At 68.1% G+C, this 18389-nt stretch carries 17 protein-coding genes; 4 read left to right on the forward strand and 13 right to left on the reverse strand.

The annotated features are described in order from the left end of the window. Positions 1-28 precede the first annotated feature (28 nt). From TSO5_RS11945 to TSO5_RS11985, 9 genes are all read right to left on the reverse strand, one after another. Complete coding sequence (locus TSO5_RS11945; protein ID WP_247870719.1) at positions 29-748, reverse strand: ABC transporter ATP-binding protein; 720 nt, start codon at positions 746-748, stop codon at positions 29-31. Then, positions 745-1791, reverse strand: coding sequence for a branched-chain amino acid ABC transporter permease (locus TSO5_RS11950; RefSeq protein WP_199230864.1), 1047 nt, complete (start codon positions 1789-1791; stop codon positions 745-747). Before TSO5_RS11950 ends, TSO5_RS11945 begins: the two co-directional genes overlap by 4 nt. After that, the gene (locus TSO5_RS11955; RefSeq protein WP_109151798.1) at positions 1791-2657 is read right to left on the reverse strand and encodes a branched-chain amino acid ABC transporter permease; all 867 of its coding nucleotides are present in this window, start codon (positions 2655-2657) and stop codon (positions 1791-1793) included. The genes TSO5_RS11950 and TSO5_RS11955 overlap by 1 nt, the downstream gene beginning before the upstream one ends. 90 nt (positions 2658-2747) lie before the next feature. Then, positions 2748-4088: an ABC transporter substrate-binding protein gene (locus TSO5_RS11960; RefSeq protein ID WP_199230865.1), complete on the reverse strand. Its 1341-nt coding sequence runs from the start codon at positions 4086-4088 to the stop codon at positions 2748-2750. Positions 4089-4260: 172 nt separating this feature from the next. Beyond that, positions 4261-5181, reverse strand: a complete 921-nt coding sequence (locus tag TSO5_RS11965) for a LysR family transcriptional regulator (protein ID WP_109151799.1) — start codon at positions 5179-5181, stop codon at positions 4261-4263. A gap of 57 nt (positions 5182-5238) precedes the next feature. After that, positions 5239-5808: a hypothetical protein gene (locus TSO5_RS11970; protein ID WP_109151800.1), complete on the reverse strand. Its 570-nt coding sequence runs from the start codon at positions 5806-5808 to the stop codon at positions 5239-5241. Further along, the gene (locus TSO5_RS11975; protein ID WP_109151801.1) at positions 5805-6467 is read right to left on the reverse strand and encodes a ParA family protein; all 663 of its coding nucleotides are present in this window, start codon (positions 6465-6467) and stop codon (positions 5805-5807) included. Before TSO5_RS11975 ends, TSO5_RS11970 begins: the two co-directional genes overlap by 4 nt. A 145-nt stretch (positions 6468-6612) precedes the next feature. Next, positions 6613-7269 carry a hypothetical protein gene (locus tag TSO5_RS11980; RefSeq protein WP_109151802.1) on the reverse strand — a complete coding sequence of 219 codons (657 nt, stop codon included), beginning with the start codon at positions 7267-7269 and terminating at the stop codon, positions 6613-6615. Beyond that, entirely contained in the window at positions 7266-8096 is an 831-nt protein-coding gene (locus TSO5_RS11985) for a helix-turn-helix domain-containing protein (protein WP_109151803.1), read from the reverse strand. The genes TSO5_RS11980 and TSO5_RS11985 overlap by 4 nt, the downstream gene beginning before the upstream one ends. Before the next feature lie 682 nt (positions 8097-8778). Between TSO5_RS11985 and TSO5_RS11990 the strand changes: the two genes are divergently transcribed. Further along, positions 8779-10011 carry a plasmid replication protein gene (locus TSO5_RS11990; RefSeq protein ID WP_109151804.1) on the forward strand — a complete coding sequence of 411 codons (1233 nt, stop codon included), beginning with the start codon at positions 8779-8781 and terminating at the stop codon, positions 10009-10011. A gap of 4 nt (positions 10012-10015) precedes the next feature. Here TSO5_RS11990 and TSO5_RS11995 read toward each other — a convergent pair whose 3' ends face one another. From TSO5_RS11995 to TSO5_RS12010, 4 genes are all read right to left on the reverse strand, one after another. Then, entirely contained in the window at positions 10016-10651 is a 636-nt protein-coding gene (locus TSO5_RS11995) for a phosphatase PAP2 family protein (RefSeq protein WP_109151805.1), read from the reverse strand. Between the two features lie 88 nt (positions 10652-10739). Beyond that, entirely contained in the window at positions 10740-11555 is an 816-nt protein-coding gene (hutG, locus tag TSO5_RS12000; RefSeq protein ID WP_109151806.1) for an N-formylglutamate deformylase, read from the reverse strand. Continuing rightward, positions 11555-13090 (reverse strand): histidine ammonia-lyase, encoded by a 1536-nt coding sequence (gene hutH / locus TSO5_RS12005; RefSeq protein WP_109151807.1) that lies wholly within the window; start codon positions 13088-13090, stop codon positions 11555-11557. The genes hutG and hutH overlap by 1 nt, the downstream gene beginning before the upstream one ends. Further along, positions 13087-14451, reverse strand: a complete 1365-nt coding sequence (locus TSO5_RS12010) for a formimidoylglutamate deiminase (RefSeq protein WP_109151808.1) — start codon at positions 14449-14451, stop codon at positions 13087-13089. Before TSO5_RS12010 ends, hutH begins: the two co-directional genes overlap by 4 nt. A 96-nt stretch (positions 14452-14547) precedes the next feature. Between TSO5_RS12010 and hutI the strand changes: the two genes are divergently transcribed. From hutI to hutU, 3 genes are all read left to right on the forward strand, one after another. Next, entirely contained in the window at positions 14548-15795 is a 1248-nt protein-coding gene (hutI, locus tag TSO5_RS12015; protein ID WP_109151809.1) for an imidazolonepropionase, read from the forward strand. Next, entirely contained in the window at positions 15792-16520 is a 729-nt protein-coding gene (gene hutC / locus TSO5_RS12020; protein ID WP_109151810.1) for a histidine utilization repressor, read from the forward strand. The genes hutI and hutC overlap by 4 nt, the downstream gene beginning before the upstream one ends. Before the next feature lie 168 nt (positions 16521-16688). Further along, positions 16689-18371, forward strand: a complete 1683-nt coding sequence (gene hutU, locus TSO5_RS12025) for a urocanate hydratase (RefSeq protein ID WP_109151811.1) — start codon at positions 16689-16691, stop codon at positions 18369-18371. The last annotated feature ends 18 nt before the right edge of the window (positions 18372-18389 follow it).

The raw sequence follows: 18389 nt of genomic DNA on the forward strand, positions 1-18389 counted from the left end.
TTCGGACAACGTCGGTTGGAGCATCGTCTCACTCCCCCAGATAGGCGGCGATCACCGCCGGGTTCTCGGCGATCTCGGCCGGGGTGCCGTCGGCGATCTTGGCACCATAATCCAGCACAAGCATCCGGTGGGCGATGGGCATGATGCCCTCCATCACATGTTCGACGATGATGCTGGCGATGCCGCGCTGGTGGATGCGGTGGACCAGTTGCGATGCCTCGCGCACCTCGGTCGGGTTCAGCCCGGCCATCACCTCGTCCAGCAGGATCAGCTTCGGTTCGGTGGCGAGCGCGCGGGCGACCTCCAACCGCTTCTGTTCCGACACCGTCAGGTCGGACGCCGGGGTATCGGCGCGGTGCGACAGGCCGACGAAGGCCAGTTCCTCCTCCGCCCGGTCGCGGGCTTCGGCCACCCGCTTGTTGCGCAGCATGGCGCCGACCATGACGTTCTCCAGCGCGGTCATCGACTGGAAGACACGGACGATCTGGAAGGTGCGGGCGATGCCCAGCGCCGCCGCGGCCTCCGGCGTCGAGCCGGTGATGTCGTGCCCTTCGAAGGCGATGCGGCCGGTGGTGGGGGTGTGGAAGCCGGCAAGGCAGTTGAACAGCGTGGTCTTGCCGGCGCCGTTCGGGCCGATCAGCCCGATGATCTCGCCATGATGAACGATGAAGCTTATGTCGCGGTTGGCGATCAGTCCGTCGAAGGCCTTGCCCAGGCCGTCCACGGCAAGCAGGGGAGCGGTGTTCACGGGCGGACCTCCATCTTCTCGGCCTTCACGCCCTCCGACTTGGCGGCGGGCTTGGCGCCCGGCAGGTGGCGACGCAGGTCGCCCAGCAGGCCCAGCACGCCGGACGGGCTGAACACGGCGACCAGGATGATCATGGCGGCGTAGATGATCATGTCGGTGCCGGACCCGGTGCTGCCGAACAGGGTGCGGCTGTATTCCTCGATGGTGATGAGGATGACGGCGCCCAGCACCGGCCCCATCAGGCGACCCACCCCGCCCAGGATGGCGATCAGCGCGATCTTGATCGAGATCGTCGTGGCCAGCACCGAGCCCGGATCGATGAACATCTCCTTCTGGGCGTAGAAGCTACCGCCCATCGCGGTCAGGAACGCCGACACCGACAGCGCGATCAGCTTGTAGCGGGTCAGGCTGACGCCCAGCGCGCGTGCCGCCTCAGGCTCGTCCTTGATGGCGCGGAAATAATAGCCGATGTGGCTGCGCTCGATCGCCCAGGAGACCAGCACCGTCAGCACCAGCAGGCCGAGGATGATGTAGTAGTAGGGCAGCTTGGACAGGAAGATCAGCCAGGTCCAGCCGCTGCGGTCCATCGGCAGATAGAGGCCGACGGCACCCTCCAGAAAATCGCTGTTGGTGACCAGGATCTGCATGATCTCCGCCACCGCGATGGTCGCCATGGCGAAATAGTGCCCCTTCAGCCGGAAGCAGGGCCATCCCATGGCGAGCGCGAACAGCGCCGCCACCAGCCCGCCGGCCACCGCTCCGATCCAGGGGCTGATCCCCAGCGTCAGCAGCAGCATGGTCGAGGTGTAGGCGCCGATGCCGTAGAACACCGCATGGCCGAGCGAGACCTGACCGGCATAGCCGCCGACGATGTTCCAGGCGACGCCCATCTGGGCGCCCATCAGGATCAGGATCAGGAAATTCTGCTGCGACGGTTCGGTGATCGCCAGCGGCAGCACGGCGGCAAGCGCCAGCAGGGCGCCGGTGCCCATTGCTTTGCGCGAGACGGGCGCCTTGCGTGAGAGAGTGGTTCCGGTCGTCATCAGGCTTTCCCCAACAGGCCGCGCGGACGCACCAGCAGCACGATCAGCAGCAGCGACAGCACGATGGCGGTCTTGTATTCCGGGCCGATCAGGAAGCCGCCCAGCACCTCGATCAGTCCGACGATGATGCCGGCCAGGAAGGCGCCGGTGACGCTGCCGAAGCCGCCCAGCACGACCACCACGAAGGCGATCAGGATGAAGTTCGACCCCACCTCCGGGAAGATCGGGAAGAAGGTGGCAATCAGACCGCCGGCCAGACCGGCGCAGGCGGCGCCGATGCCCCAGGCAAGAGCGAACATCTTCTGCCCGTCGATGCCCATCAGGGTCGCCGCCTCACGGTCGATGGCGGTGGCCTCCAGCGCGGTGCCGAGCCGGGTGCGGTGCAGGAACATCCACAAGGCGCCGGTGACGCCGACCGCCCCCAGCGCCGCCACGAACTGCGGCAGGCCGAACTGGACGGGACCGAGGGCGATGTTGCCGCTGACCAGGCTGTGCGGGATCAGCCGATGGTCGGGCTTCCAGAAGAACTGCGCCAGACCGCGCAGCAGGATCATCAGGCCGAAGGTCGCGAAGATCTGCGACAGCATCGGCGCCTTCAGGATGCGCCGGATCACCGTCTGGTAGACGATGACGCCCACCGCGAACAGCAGCAGCGCGGTCAGCGGCAGAGCGACGATGGGGTCGATAGCGAAAAGGGCGAAGGCCCAGAAACTGGCGTACATGCCCAGCATCAGGAATTCGCCATGGGCGAAATTGACGATGTCCATCACGCCGAAGATCAGCGTCAGGCCCACCGCAACCAGGGCATAGATCAGCCCGATCAGCAGGCCCGAGACGAGCACTTGGATGAGAATGTCTGCGGTCATTGCCGCGCCCCTTTTGCGGTCAGGGTGGGCCGGAGGAGCTTTGGCGGGCGGGATATCTCCCCGCCAAAGCTCCAACGAAAAAACGTCGCCTCAGCGGCCGTCCCAGGCCGGCATCGGGTAGACGACCGGCTTGGTCGCCACGTCGAACGGCCACACCGTTACATACTGCCCGCCCTGCACCTGGACGATGATGCCCTGGCCCAGTTCGTTCTGGCCGTTGGCATCGAACTTGACGCCCTTCCACGGCATGATCAGGCCGCTGGCCGGGATGTCGGTCTTCTGAAGCGCCTCGCGGATCGCGTCGGGCTTGGTCGAGCCGGCCCGGTCGAGCGCGTCGGCCAGCACGGCTATGCCGGTGAAGGCGCGGGCGGAGTTGCCGTTGAAATTCACGCCGGTGCGCTGGTGCATCAGGTCGTTGACCTGTTTGATCAGCGGATTGCGCTCCGCCTGATCGAGCGCCCAGACCTCGCGGCTGATGACGAACTCGCCATCCTTGCCCATGGTCTTCAGGAACTCGCTGTCGTTGAAGCCGGCGTCGTTGGCCAGCAGCATCTTCGGCGAGAAGCCCAACTCCTTGTAGGTCTTCATCGACAGGATGGCGTCGCCGAGATAGCTGGACTGCATGATGACCGCCGGGGCGGCTGCCTTGATCCGCTGCACCTCCGACGTCATCTGCGTCGTCTTCGCCGGATAGAGGATCTTCTCGGCGATGGTGAACTTCTGCTCCTCGGCCAGCTTCACCTGCAGCTTGGTCGTCTCGTTGCCCCACAGCGTGTTCTCGTTGAACAGCGCGACGGTGCGCAGCTTGTCGCCGGTCTTGTTCTCCATGTCCTGCAGGAAGGTGAAGAAGTTGCCGACGAACAGGTCGTCATGCGGCGTGGTGCGGAAGAACCATTTGAACTTGCGCTGGGTCAGCGAAGCCGACGAAGACTCCCCGTTCAGGAAGGGGACGCCATAGCGTTCGGCGACCTGACTGGCGGTGGCGGTGACGTTGGAGAAATAGGCGCCGGTCAGCGCCACCACCTTCTCACTGGTGATGAGGCGTTCGGCCTCGGTGGCGCCAACCTGCGGGTTGCCCTGATGGTCGCCGAAAATCAGCTTGATCTTGGCGCCGTGCAGGTGCGGCAGGCCGATGCCGGCGACCAGCCCCGGCGGGGCGGGGATTTCCTTGTTGATGATAGCGGCGGCCAGTTCGGCGGCGGCCTTCAGCTCCACACCGGTGGAGGCGGCGGCGCCGGTCAGCGGATAGATCACGCCGATGCGGATCTCGTCCTCCGCCTGGGCCGGAGAGGCGCCGAAGCCGACGCCGGTCAGCGCGGTCGTGGTCAGCAGGGCCGCCGCCGCAAGCATGCGCTTGATCGTCTGCCGGCGGGTGGGGAGCTTGCCCTTGGGCGTGCGGGTGAGGTCGGTGATCGCTGCCGCGAACCGCATCGTGAAATCTCCTCTGTTCAGTGCCTTGGTGGCTTTTGGCGCGTGCCTTTGTGGCTGTTCGGTTGCGCCTCTGACAAGGATGATGACACGAACAGTCTTGTGTCCGTCCAATCGTATGTTTTGATCTGGATTGATAAGCAGCGACGATCAATCGCTTGCTAATGCGCGCCGATCACTCCGCGGCCTGGGGCGCCTCGTTGCCCGTCGTCGCCTCGTAATTGGCGGCCACCTCGGCCGCGAGATCGGCGACGACCGACGCCATATGGTTCTCCGCCGTGGCGGAATGGGCGGCGCAGAAGGTCATGCCGGGCAGCGGTGCCTGCGACCGGATCAGCCGCAGCCGGCCTTCCGCCAGTTCGCGCTGGACGATGACGGTGGGAATGACGCTGACGCCGACGGCATCCACCGCCATCCGTACGACGCTGGCGAGCGAGCTGTTGCCGAACATCCGCACCGGCAGGCCGATGGACGAGAACATCTCGCGGATCACGCCATAGGGCTGGGTGGTGCGGGAAAAGGTGATGATCGGCCAAGCCGCCAGATCCGCCAGCGACACCGGCTCCGCCGGCAGCGACAGCGCCGGACTGGCCACCCAGCCCAGCGGGTAATTGCCGACGGGGATCGTCCTGAACCGCATGTCGGTGTAGGAAGCCAGCATCACCGCCACGTCCAGCTCATGCCGGGCGAGCGCATCGCGCAAGCTGGGGGAGGTTTCGACCTCGATCTCCAGCGATACGGCGGGGTAGAGGGCATTCAGCCGTTCGATCAGCTGGCTGAGCCAGGTGTGGACCACTGTTTCCGCAACGCCCAGCCGGATGACGCCGCGGATGGCGCTGCGGTCCGCGACCGCGGTCAGCAGCTCCGACCTCAGCGCCATCATCTTCTCGGCATAGGACAGCAGGACCATCGCCTGCGGTGTCGGCGCCACCCGCCGGCCGACCCGTTCGAACAGGATGACGCCCAACTCGTCCTGAAGCTGGGCGATGCGGGCGGAGACCGCCGGCTGGGTGGTGTTCAACCGTTCCGCCGCCCGACGGAACCCGCCGAGCCGCATCGTCCAGATGAAGATTTCCAGCGATTTCAGGTCCAGCATGCCTCACCCATCCCCGTCCCGGATCATCGCACGCCGCACCGTCATCGCCGGCCGTCCTCAGTCCTCGTCGGCCAGCGTCGCCAGTTCCGCCTCCAGAACCGCCAGCCGCTCGCGCAGCCGGTCGCGCTCCGCCTCCAGCGCCTCGCGGCGGCTGACGTGGTCGATCGCCTTGTTCCGCAGGTCGCGCTTGAAGCGGACGATCTCCGGCCGGGTGACGTCGGGCCGGATCAGGTTGCGCTGGTCGGCCAGCCGCAGCTGCTCGCTGGTCAGGGTGGCGAGCTGGTAGACGGTGGCGTAGCTCGGCGGCAGCTTCGGTCCGGGCAGGCGCCCGCTGTCCACCGCCTCCGCCACCATGCGCAGCTGATAGGCGACCTGATAGCCGAAGGGCAGCTCGTTCTCGACCATCGCCTGGAACTCGCCATGCGGCAGCCGCGCCCGCGCCTGGACCAGATAGCGGCCGATCAGCAGGAACTTCTCCTGCGCGCTCCGCCAGAGGGTGGAGATTTCCTGGACGAACTCCTCGCGCCGGACGAGGTCGACCGTCGCCTCCGACATGCGTTCGATCCGCTCGTCCACCGCGATGTGGCGACGGGCCTGGGCCTTGGAAACCTGCTTGAATCCGCTCATTGCGCCAGCTCCAGTTCGTGGCGGACGAAGGCCCAGACGCCGGCGACATGCTCGGCCCCCTTGCCCCCCTTCAGCTCCAGCAGGCCGAGACCCCGGCCGGCGGTGAACTGGATGTCCTCGTAATCCGGCACCTCGACCGGGCAGATCCGGCCGTCGCCCAACAGCTTGCGCTGCGCCTCGGTGAAGCCGCGGGTGCGCGGCTTGACGCGGTTCATGACGAAGGCGGCGTTCTTGCCATAGCGGCGGACGAAGCGCATCCAGGGTCGGACGGAGTCCAGGTCGTCGTCGCTCTGCCCGGTCGGCACAACGATTAGGTCGGAGGACAGCGCCAGCAGCTTGAACTCCTCCGGATGGTCCTCGATCGACGGCGGTGTGTCGATCACCAGAAGATCGAAGCCCGCGATGCCGTCCAGCGCCGCCCGGATGTCGACCGGCGTCATGCCCGCCTCGAAATGGGTGATGGAGGCCATGCCGTCCGGCCGCTTGGCGAACCACTTGGTCAGGCTGCGCTGCGGATCGAGGTCCAGCGTCGCCACCGCGCAACCGTCGAGCGCGGCGGCCACCGCGATGTTGCGGCTGAGCGTCGTCTTGCCGATCCCGCCCTTCGGGCCATTGACCAGCAAGCGCTTCACCGGCCCGTGTCCCGTGTCGTTGCTCATTCCCATGCCCCTTATCGCCATCGGCTGTCGGCCCCTTTTACCAAAGCCGGGCCGTGGCGCAAATCTAAGACATGTCTTAGCTTCGCACCGCCGGTACAGGGTGTCACCCCTGCCACAGAAGCGCCAGTTAAGACAGAAGCCATTCTCATCTTCGCATACGACGCATCGCCGACGCCAGCACCGGACGCACCGCACCGGCACCGCCGCCCAATTCCCCGGTCCGCTCGCCGGCCCTTTCCCCTGCCAGGGCGATGGCGCGCAACCGTTCGGCCAGAGCCCGTTCGGCGGCACAGGCCTCCTCGCACAGCGCGCGGATCTCGGCGATGCTCGGCCGCCATTTGCGGGTGCGTCGCCAGCGGCGGGCCGCCTGATCGATGGCCCAGGCCGGAAACTCCCCCAGATCGTCCGCCCAATCCATCGCGAGCAATTGCTCCACCTCCGGCGTCGTCGCCTTCGCCGGGAAATGGCTGAGCAGCGCCAGCACGCGGCCCAGCAGGTGATTGGCCGGCGCCGGCGCCAGGATGGTTTCGTCGATCTCCGCAAGCGCCATGCTGGCGAGTGCGGCATGGCGCGGCGTCACCCCGTCGGGAGGCGTCCAGTCCTCCACCACATCGGCAAAGCCATCCTCGGTGAAGCGGCTGTGACGCCCAACCTGCCCGCGGTCGAGCAACCGTTGCAGCGGCTCCGGCAATGCTTCGCGCAGCATCCGGCTGCGCAGGGCCGGGGTCATCGCCGGATCGAAGGGCAGCGGCAGGCTGGGCGGAGCAGCGGGTGCAGCGGGAAACGGATGCAGGTTGCTCATGCGATCCCCCAGGGATTGGCGGGCGTGGCCGATTGTCCGGAGTTCAGGCGCGCGGCAACGCTGGCCCAGGCCGACAGGCGCTGTTCCGCATTCGCGGCGGCAGCGGGTGGTGACGTGCGGGAAGCGGTGCGGGCACCGCGGTTGACCGATCCCCGGACCGTTCCCGCGGGCTGTGGCGCCATACGCCCGGCGTCCTGCAACAGCCAGGACCGCCATGCCGCCGCCGGATCGCGGTAGCGGTAGCCATGGGCCTGGCATTGCTGGACGAAGCGCTCAGCATGTCCATCAACGTCGAGGTCGGGGAAGCGATTTGCAGCCCACTCGCGGTCGGCGGTCGGTGGCGTCCAGTCCTGCGGAACCGCCTCGGCCACCGGTGCCATCCCGTCGTCCGCACGCCGGTGGAGCGTGTCTGGAATCTGTTCTGGTTCAGGCTGTTCATGACTCGCCGCTGAACAGGGGGAGTCCGCCGCTGAGTCAGCGGGGCTGTCCATCCCTGCACCATCGCCGGCCTTCTCGTCCGGCGCGTTTCCGGCGATCAGCGCCAGCCGGTAGCGGCAACTCAGCCGGCCACCGTTGGCCGAGCGGCGGTGTTCGATGCCGACCAGCCCGAGCGCCTCCAACCGGCCCAGGATCCGGTTGACGGTGGGCCGGCTGCGTTTCAGCTTGTCCGCCAGCGTCGCCTGTGACGGCCAGCACACCCCCGCCTCGTCGGCGTAGGTGCTGAGTGCCGCCAGTACGGCAAGGCCGTCGGCGTCGAGGTCGGGGTGGTCGAGCCACCAGGCCGGGATCCGGCCCCAGCGGTTGGGGTTCGTGCTGTTCTCGGTCATCTGTGGCGATACTCCTCCGCGCCATCCGCGCAAGATTGGACGCATGGACGGCCGCATGTCTGGCTGTCGCGATTGGTCCAGAGGATTCGAAGCGGTTGATGGCAGAGTCGAATCGCGGGCAGGCACTCCATGACCACCCCATGGAGCGGGAGCCCGCGCATGGTGAGCGACAGCCCGCGACCGTAAAGCCCCTGCCCGCGACCATGGAGCATCGGCTCGCGGTTCCGCGGCGAATCGGAATCCTGGTGCTTTTGGCCGCGGTCTTGGAGCCTTTGCCCGCGATTAGACACCCGCCACCCGTCCGCGATCGCGGGCATTCCTAGAGCAACAGCCCGCGATTGACCGCGGATAGCGGCATTCGCGAGCAATCCGGCCCCTCTCGCTTCCGCTCCCGCCTGCCATGGAGTGGCAGCCCGCGGCTCCGCTCAGCCCGCCTGCCGGTCCGTCGGTGCCGATTCTCCCCGATTCTTCAAGGAGTCGCCGTCACGCGCCTTGGCAGGACCGCCCTAGCGGCCCAATCGCGGGCTGTCGCTCCATAACCGCGGGCCCTTGCTCCATCATCGCGGGGTGCTGCGTCATATGCGCGGGCTGTCGCTCCATCCCGGATGCGGTAATTTCTCCGCGTTCTGTTGCACCGGCGGGTTCGGCGCGCCATGGTTACTCCCGACCTTCGGAGACGTTCATGACCAAGATGGCCCCGACCAGCGCCGCGCAACTCATCCTGTTCGAGCTGGAAGATCGTTCGCAATCACACCTGATCGCGCTTTACGATCTGGCGCCGCGCTTCGTCTTCGTCTCCCGCGACAATGACAAGGAAAAGGCTGCCAAGGACAAGGGCGAGCTGGTCACCAAGGACAACTTCATCAAGTCGGTGCGGCGCGAGTTCGCCTTCCGTGGCCGCAACTATCGTCTGACCGTCCAGCCCGCCCGTATCGACCGGCTCAGCACCGCGAAGAAGGACGACCGCGCCCCCGGCGCCGGCCCGGATCTGGTCGAAGTCGAGATCTTCCCGTCGGAGCGCGAACAGGTGGTGGAGCAGGTCGTCCGCCGCCTCGCCATGGACCGCTCGCGCCTGTCGCTGACCGGCGAGAACCGCGACAAGGTGCAGATGCGCTTCAGCCTCTACGAGATCCAGCGTGAGCTGCGGGCGGTCAACCACACCCTGTCGATCCAGGATATCCGTGAATCCCTGACCATCCTGGCCCGCTCGCGCATCATCATCTCCACCGGCGGCAGCGCCGAGCCGGGGAAGAAGAGCCGCGGGCAGAACCTGCTGGAATCGACCGCCTTCCCGGTGCTGGCGATCCGCTCACGCCCGGATCTGGTCGATGAGGATGGCGGGGTCGAAGAGACCTATCTGGAATTCAACCCGCTGGTCTCCGCCGCCATTCGCGATCTGGAGTTCAAGCCGGTCTCCTACGCCTGGCTGATGAAGCTGAAGTCGCCGGTGTCGCGCTGGCTCTACAACCGCCTGTCGATCGAATACGATACCGCTGACGACGAGGCGAAGCCGATCTCGATCAGCGCCGACGAGATCATCAAGAACAGCGGCATGAACGAGTGGTCGCGCCGCCGCGACACGCTGCGGGTGGTGACCTCTGCGGTGGATGCGCTGGTGGAGGAGGGGATCCTCGACGTCGCCGACAAGGAATACACCAAGGTCGGCAAGCGCATCGACGCCATCGACTATGTGCTGACCCCGTCACAGAAATTCCTCGATCAGGTCCGCCGTGGCCGCCGGGTACAGACCACCAACATCGACCTGCTCAAGCAGATCGTCGGCAACGCCATGCGCCCCGACGGTTTCGTGCCTCTGAAAGCGGGGGAGGTGGCGGAGGTCCGCAACAAGCGCGCCAAGCGGCTCGCCGATCCGGCCAAGCCGGCGCAGGCTGCCTTGCCGCTGCCCAAGAAATAGCGGCTCAGCGCGCCAGCAGCCGCCGCGCCAACAGAGTGACCGCCGTTCCCAGCAGCGCGCCGGCCAGCACGTCGGACGCCCAGTGCCGGTGTCGGACCACCCGTCCGCCGGCAAGCGCCGCCGCCGTTCCGTAGATCATCAGGCTTTGCGCGGGCGACCGGCTGACTGTGGCGAGCGCCGTCGCCGCGGCAAAGGCGCTTGCCGCATGTCCCGACGGCAGCGACCGCGCGCTGATGCGCCATCCCGGTTTGCGGCGCGGGGCGCATTCATCCGGGCGCCGACGCTTCACATAGCGCTTGATCGAGCGACTGGCGGTCGCAGTCACCACCAGACCGGCCACGCCGACGCTGCCGGCGCGGCGCAGATCCGGCTGACCGGTCAACAGCCCGACGAGGCCGGCGATGGCGAAGCCGGGAATCAGCACGTGCCGCTTTATGGCGTAATGGCCCGCGGTCGCCAGAGCATGGCTGACCGGGCCGGGATCGCAGGTGACGATGTCGTGGACCTGCGCGTCCAGCGCATCGACGGCGGTCAGGGTGGGCTGGAGGATGGCGGGAACCGGGTTTCCGCCATAGCCGATGCCGCTGCCCGGATTCTCGATGCCGCTCTGTTCCCCGCTCTGTTCGATGATGTCGCTCAACGTCGGTCCTCTGCATACTGCGTCGCAACAAGGGGCGCCGCAGAGGAACGCGAGGCGCATGGGGGCGGTTCCCCGCCCCCGATACGGATCAGCCCTGCACCGGCCGCCAGCCGGTGAAGGCGTCCAGCACCGCCGTCAGCACCCGCTGCAGCTTTTCAGCCCGGTCGGGGCGGTAGGCGAAGGGCGGCGCCTCCTCGTCCATGTAACGGTCCTGCGCCAGTTCCATCTGGATGGCGTGGACGCCGTCCGCCGGGCGGCCGTACTGGCGGGTGATGTGGCCGCCGACGAAGCGGCCGTTGGTGACGCAGGTCATCCCCTCCGCCGCCGAAGCACTTTCCATCGCCGCGACGACGCGGGCGGCCAACTGCGGATCAACGCTGGTGCCGCGCGCCGTTCCCAGATTCAGGTCGGGCAGCCGCCCGTCGAACAGGCGCGGCACATGGCTGCGGATGGAGTGGGCGTCATAGAGCAGGGCGAAGCCATGCCGCGCCTTCACCCGCGCCAGTTCCGCCGCCAGCGCATCGTGGTAGGGCCGCCAATAGCCATCGACCCGCTGCGCCACTTCCGCCGCGTCGGGAACCTGTCCGTCGCGGTAGAGTGGCGTGCCGTCGAACAGCACATCCGGGCACAGGCCGGTGGTCGCCTGTCCGGGATAAAGGCTCTCGCCGGTCGATGCCCGGTTGAGATCGACGACATAGCGGGAATAGCGGGCGCTGAGCAGCGTCGCCCCCATGGCGCTCGCGAAGCCGTACAGGCGCGGGATGTGCCAGTCGGTGTCGCGCAGGGTCAGCGCCTCCTCCGTCAGGCGCTCGGCCAGACCGGGGGACAGTTCGGTGCCGCAATGGGGCATGCTGATGACCAGCGGCCCGTCGCCTTGCACCAGATCGTAGATCGTATCCGTCATCATGCTGTCTCCAGTTCCACCGGCATCAGATGGTCAAGCGCGCCATTCCGCACCAGTGCGCCGATGGCGGCCAGATCCGGGGCGAAGTAGCGGTCGACCTCGTAGCGCGGCACCTCGGCGCGGATGGTGGCGATGGCCTGCTCCAGCCGGTCGGCGGTCTTCAGCGGACGATGGAACTCCAGCCCCTGAATCGCGGCCAAAAGCTCTATACCGACGATGTCGGCGACGTTGCCGGCGATGTCGCCGAGACGCCGCGCTGCGAAGGTCGCCATGCTGACATGGTCCTCCTGGTTGGCGGAGGTCGGCAGGCTGTCGACGCTGGCGGGGTGGGCGAGCGACTTGTTCTCCGACGCCAGGGCGGCGGCGGTGACATGGGCGATCATGAAGCCGGAGTTCAGCCCCGGCTCCGCCACCAGGAAGGGCGGCAGGCCGCTGATGGTGGTGTCGATCAGCATGGCGATGCGGCGTTCGGCGAGCGCGCCGATCTCCGACGCGGCGATGGCGAGCTGGTCGGCGGCCATCGCCACCGGCTCCGCATGGAAGTTACCGCCGGACAGCACCTCGTCGGTGTCGACCAGAACCAGCGGGTTGTCGGTGACGCCGTTGGCCTCGATCACCAGCGTGCGCGCCGCCTGCCGCATCTGGTCCAGCACCGCGCCCATCACCTGCGGCTGGCAGCGCAGGCTGTAGGGGTCCTGCACCCGGTGGCAGTCGGGGCCCTGGTGGCTGGCGTTCAGCTCGCTGCCGGCCAGCACATCGCGGAAGGCGGCGGCGACGGCGATCTGGCCGGGCTGACCGCGTAGCGCGCTGATCCGGGCGTCGAACGGACGGTGGCTGCCCTTGACCGCCTCGACCGACAAGGCACCGGCGACCAGCGCCGCCTTGAAGGTGCGCTCGATTTCGAACAGCCCGGCCAGAGCCAGACCGGTCGACACCTGGGTGCCGTTGATCAGCGCAAGCCCTTCCTTGGCCTTCAGGTCAAAGACCGGCAGCCCCGCGATGCGCAGCCCTTCTTCCGCCGGCAGGGTCTCGCCCTTCACCCGGACATGGCCGATCCCGAGCAGCACGCCGCAGAGATGGGCGAGCGGCGCCAGATCGCCCGAGGCACCGACGGAGCCCTTGCCCGGCACCACCGGCAGCACGTCGGCCTCATACAGCTTCAGCAGCGCATCGACCAGCGCCGGCCGCACGCCCGAGGCGCCGACCGCGAGGCTGACCGCCTTGATGACCAGGATCAGCCGCACGACGCCGTCGGCCAGCGGGGCACCGACGCCGGTGGCGTGCGACAGGATCAGGTTGCGCTGGAGCGTTTCCAGATCCGCCGCGGCGATGTGGGTGTGCGCCAGCTTGCCGAAGCCGGTGTTGACGCCATAGACCGCCTCGTCGCCGCCGGCGATCCGGTCGATCAGCGCGCGCGAGCGCTCCATCCGCGGATAGGCCGCCGGGTCGAGCGTCAAGGCCGGACGGCCGCGATAGATGCTGCGCAGCGTGTCGAGCGACAGCGCGCCCGGAACCAGAGTGATGCTCTCGCTCATCCCAGAAGTCTCCCAAGTGTCTTTTTGAAGCGGTCGGCGATCTCCTCCTCCTGCGGGTGTCGGCGGTCGCGGACGATTGCGCGTCCGGCGATCACCACATCGCGCACGAGGGGGGCGTTGCCGGCGAAAATCCAGCCGTCCAGCAGCGCATCGCCTTTGCGGGCCGCCAGCAGCGGGTGATCGGTGTCGAGCACGACGATATCGGCGCGGAGGCCGGCAGCGATGCGCCCGGAGTCGAACCCGGTCGCCTGCGCCCCGCCGGCCTGGGCGTTCTCCACCAGCCGGCGGGCGGTGGAGCGGCGGGGGCCGCCGGCCAGCACCGTTCGCCGTTCGCTGGTCAGCCGCGCGCCGTATTCCAGCCAGCGCAGTTCTTCCACCGGGCTGACGGAGATGTGGCTGTCGGAGCCGATGCCCCAGCGGCCGCCCTGCGCCATGTAGGATTGGGCGGCGAAGAAGCCGTCTCCGAGATTGGCCTCGGTGGTCAGGCAAAGGCCGGCGATCGCGCCGCTGGCGGCGACGCCCGCCACCTCCGCTGCGGTCATGTGGGTGGCGTGGATCAGGCACCAGCGGCCATCGACCGGCTGGGTGTCGAGCAGATGCTCCACCGGGCGGCGGCTGCGGAAGGCGAGGCAGTCCTCGACCTCCCGGCGCTGCTCGGCGATGTGGATGTGGATCGGGCCTTGCGGGTTGGCGGCGACGGTCTCGGTCAGCAACCCATCCGGCACGGCGCGCAGCGAATGCGGGGCGATGCCGAGTTGCACGTCGGAGGATTCGCCATAGGTGCTGCGCAGGGCCGTGGACAGCCGGTCGAACCCTGCCCCGTCATGGATGAAGCGCCGCTGCCCGGCAGTCGGCGGCGTGCCGCCGAAGCCGGACGCGTTGTAGAGCACCGGCAGCAGCGTGATCGGCAGCCCGGCCGTCCGCGCGGCGGCAATGGCGCGGTGGCTCATCTCCGCCGGGTCGGCGTAGGCGCTGCCGTCGCGGTCATGGTGCAGGTAATGGAATTCGGCGATGGCGGTGAAGCCGGCCTTCAGCGTCTCCACATAAAGCTGGGCGGCGACCGCCTCGAAATCCTCCGGCTCCATGCGGTCGAGCGCCCGGTACATCACCTCGCGCCAGCTCCAGAAGCTGTCGGAGCCCTCGCCGGAGCTTTCGCCCATGCCGGCGATGGCACGTTGGTGGGCGTGGGAATGCAGGTTGGCGATGCCGGCGACCGCCGCCCCGGCGAAGCGCTCCGCATCGGCCGGGCAGGCGGCATTGGGCGTCGCCGAGACGATCCGGCCGCGCTGGTCCGTCGTGACCAGCACTTCCTCCGCCCAGCCGTCCGGCAGCAGCGCCGAGGCAAAAAACAGGTTGCTCATGAGGGCGCCCTCGCTATTATAGACAACACTATACAAGTATAGGCAACCTGCTGCCAAGAGGGTTGCTGCACGAACTTGTAGGAAGGAGCCGAACCGATGCCGACCAGCGCGCCGTGGGATTCCCTGTGGATCGACCTGTCCGTTGCCACGATGGGAGAGGCCGACGGCTACGGCGCCATCGCCGACGCGGCGGTTGGCATCAAGGACGGCCGTATCGCTTATGTCGGTCCGCGCGCCGATCTCACCGACGCTCCGGACGCGTTGGCGACCGAAGTCCATTCGGGGCAGGGCGGTTGGATGACCCCCGGCCTGATCGACTGCCACACCCACCTCGTCTATGGCGGCAACCGCGCCCGCGAGTTCGAGATGCGGCTGAACGGCGCCACCTATGAGGAGATCGCGCGGGCCGGCGGCGGCATCCTGTCCACCGTCACCGCCACCCGCGCCGCCACGGAGGACCAGCTTCTGGCATCCACCTTGCCGCGGCTGGACAGCCTGCTGGCCGAGGGCGTGACGACGGTGGAGGTGAAGTCCGGCTATGGCCTCGACACGGAAACCGAGACGCGCATGCTCTGCGTCGCCCGCCGGCTGGCCCAGGTCCGCCCGGTGGAGGTGCGCACCACCTACCTCGGCGCCCACGCGCTGCCGCCGGAGTTCAAGACCGACCCCGACGGCTACATCGACCGCATCTGCGCCGAAACGCTGCCGGCCATCGCCGAAGCCGGGCTGGCCGACGCGGTGGATGCCTTCTGCGAAGGGATCGGTTTCTCCGTCGCCCAGACCCGCCGGGTGTTCGAGACGGCGAAGCGGCTCGGCCTGCCGGTGAAGCTGCATGCCGAACAGCTGAGCAACCTCGGCGGTGCCCGGCTGGTGGCGGAGTTCGGCGGGCTGTCGGCCGACCATATCGAGCATCTGGACGAGGAGGGCGTCGCCGCCATGGCCAAGGCAGGCACGGTGGCGGTTCTGCTGCCCGGCGCCTTCTACGCCCTGCGCGAGACCAGGCTGCCGCCGATCGACCTGCTGCGCCGCCACGGCGTGCCGATGGCGCTGTCCACCGACAACAACCCCGGCACCTCGCCGGTGACCTCGCTGCTGCTGATGCTGTCGATGGGCTGCACCTTCTTCCGTCTCACCCCGGCGGAGGCGCTGGCCGGCATCACCCGCCATGCGGCGAAGGCGCTGGGGCTGACCGACCGCGGCGTGATCGCGCCGGGCTTGCGCGCCGATCTGGCGGTCTGGCGCATCGAGCATCCGGCGGAACTGGCCTACGCCATCGGCCTCAACCCCTGCATGGCGGTGGTCAATGGCGGCGTGGTCCGCAGCCCCCGCGTGGAGGCTCCATGAGCGACGTCATCTCCACCGCCCAGCCGCGCTACGCCCAGATCAAGGAGGCCATCCGCCGCCGGATCAGCTCCGGCGACTGGCCCGAAGGCTTCCAGATCCCGTCGGAGCACAAGCTGCTGGAGGAATTTTCGGTCAGCCGCATGACGGTCCACCGCGCGCTGCGCGACCTGACCGACGAGGGGCTGCTGACCCGCGTGCAGGGGCTGGGCACCTTCGTCGCCGAACGGCCGCCCAGCACCGACGTGGTGGAGTTGCGCAGCATCGCCGACGAGATCGCCGAGCGGGGTAACGTCCACGCCTGCCGGGTGGAGCGATTGCTCGCGGTTGCCGCCGATGCCGGGCTGGCCCGCCGTTTCAACCTGCCGGTCGGGGCCAAGCTGTTCCATTCCATCGTCGTCCACAGCGAAAGCGACGTGCCGGTGCAGCTTGAGGAACGCTGGGTCAACCCGGCGGTGGCGCCCGATTATCTGGACCAGGACTTCACCCGCCAGACGCCGGGCGAGTACTTGATCCGGCTGGAGTCCTCGCCGCAGGTCGAACACGTCATCGAAGCGGTGTCGCCGACGGCGGAGATCGCCCGGCTGCTCGACATCCCCGTTACCGAGCCCTGCCTGCGCGTGACCCGCCGCACCTGGGTGCAGGGGCGGGTGGTGACGGTGGCGATGCTGGTCCATCCCGGCAGCAGGTATCGGCTGGGGGCAAGGTTCCAGCTGCCGCCGCCGTAGAGGTTTTCGCCTGCGGCCCCCTCCCTAACCCTCCCCCGCCTTTCGGCGGGAGAGGGGACTGCCGCCGCTCCCGCGCTCAACTCCCTCTCCCGCGAAGCGGGGGAGGGTCGGGGAGGGGGCAACAGCACCTTTCCTAACCTTCACCCTCCCACCAGGAGCCATCCACCCATGTCATCCCGCCTCGACAACCAGCGCGTCATCCGTGCCCCGCACGGCCCCGAACTGAGCTGCAAGAGCTGGCTCGCCGAGGCGCCGATGCGCATGCTGATGAACAACCTCGACCCCGACGTCGCCGAACGGCCGCAGGAACTGGTCGTCTATGGCGGCATCGGCCGCGCCGCCCGCGACTGGGAGAGCTTCGACCGCATCGTCTCGGCGCTGAAGACTCTCAACGACGACGAGACGCTGCTGGTGCAGTCGGGCAAGCCGGTCGGCGTCTTCCGCACCCATGCCGACGCGCCGCGCGTGCTGATCGCCAACTCCAACCTCGTGCCGCGCTGGGCGACCTGGGAGCATTTCAACGAGCTGGACCGCAAGGGTCTGGCGATGTACGGCCAGATGACCGCCGGCAGCTGGATCTACATCGGCAGCCAGGGCATCGTGCAGGGCACCTACGAGACCTTCGTCGAGGCCGGGCGCCAGCACTACAACGGTGACCTGAAGGGCAAGTGGATCCTGACCGGCGGTCTCGGCGGCATGGGCGGCGCTCAGCCGCTGGCCGCTACCATGGCCGGCGCCTGCATGCTGGCGGTGGAATGCCGCCCCAGCAGCATCGAGATGCGCATCCGCACCGGCTACCTCGACCGTCACACCGCCGACCTCGACGAGGCGCTGGCCTGGATCAACGAGGCCTGCGCGAAGGGCGAGGCGATCTCCGTCGGCCTGCTCGGCAACGCCGCTGACGTCTTCCCCGAACTGGCCCGCCGCGCCGGCACCGACATCAAGGCCCGGCCGCACATCGTCACCGACCAGACCTCCGCCCATGATCCGGTGAACGGCTATCTGCCGCAGGGTTGGACGCTGGAGGAGTGGGAGAGCGCCCGCGAAAGCCAGCCTGCCGCCGTTGCCGCCGCCGCCCGCAAGTCAATGCGGGTGCAGGTGGAGGCGATGCTGGCCTTCCACGCCATGGGCATCCCGACCGTCGATTATGGCAACAACATCCGCCAGATGGCGAAGGAGGAGGGGTTGGAGAACGCCTTCGACTTCCCCGGCTTCGTCCCCGCCTATATCCGTCCGCTGTTCTGCCGCGGCATCGGCCCGTTCCGCTGGGCGGCGCTGTCGGGCGATCCGGAGGACATCCGCAAGACCGACGCCAAGGTGAAGGAGCTGATCCCCGACGATCCGCACCTGCACAACTGGCTCGACATGGCGGCCAAGCGCATCCAGTTCCAGGGCCTGCCGGCGCGCATCTGCTGGGTGGGCCTGGGGCAGCGCCACCGCCTGGGCCTCGCCTTCAACGAGATGGTGAAGTCGGGCGAGCTGAAGGCCCCCATCGTCATCGGTCGTGACCATCTCGACAGCGGCTCGGTCGCCAGCCCGAACCGCGAGACCGAGGCGATGAAGGACGGCACCGACGCCGTGTCGGACTGGCCGCTGCTGAACGCGCTGCTGAACACCGCCAGCGGAGCGACCTGGGTCAGCCTGCACCATGGCGGCGGCGTCGGCATGGGCTTCTCCCAGCATTCCGGCATGGTCATCGTCTGCGACGGCAGCGACGCGGCGGCCAAGCGGATCGAGCGCGTGCTGTGGAACGACCCCGCCACCGGCGTGATGCGCCACGCCGACGCCGGCTATGACATCGCCATCGAGTGCGCCAAGGAGCAGGGCCTGAACCTGCCGTTTTTGAAGTAAGCGTGCGGAGAATCTCCC

Origin of the sequence: Azospirillum sp. TSO5, assembly GCF_003116065.1 — a bacterium.
Taxonomy (GTDB): domain Bacteria; phylum Pseudomonadota; class Alphaproteobacteria; order Azospirillales; family Azospirillaceae; genus Azospirillum.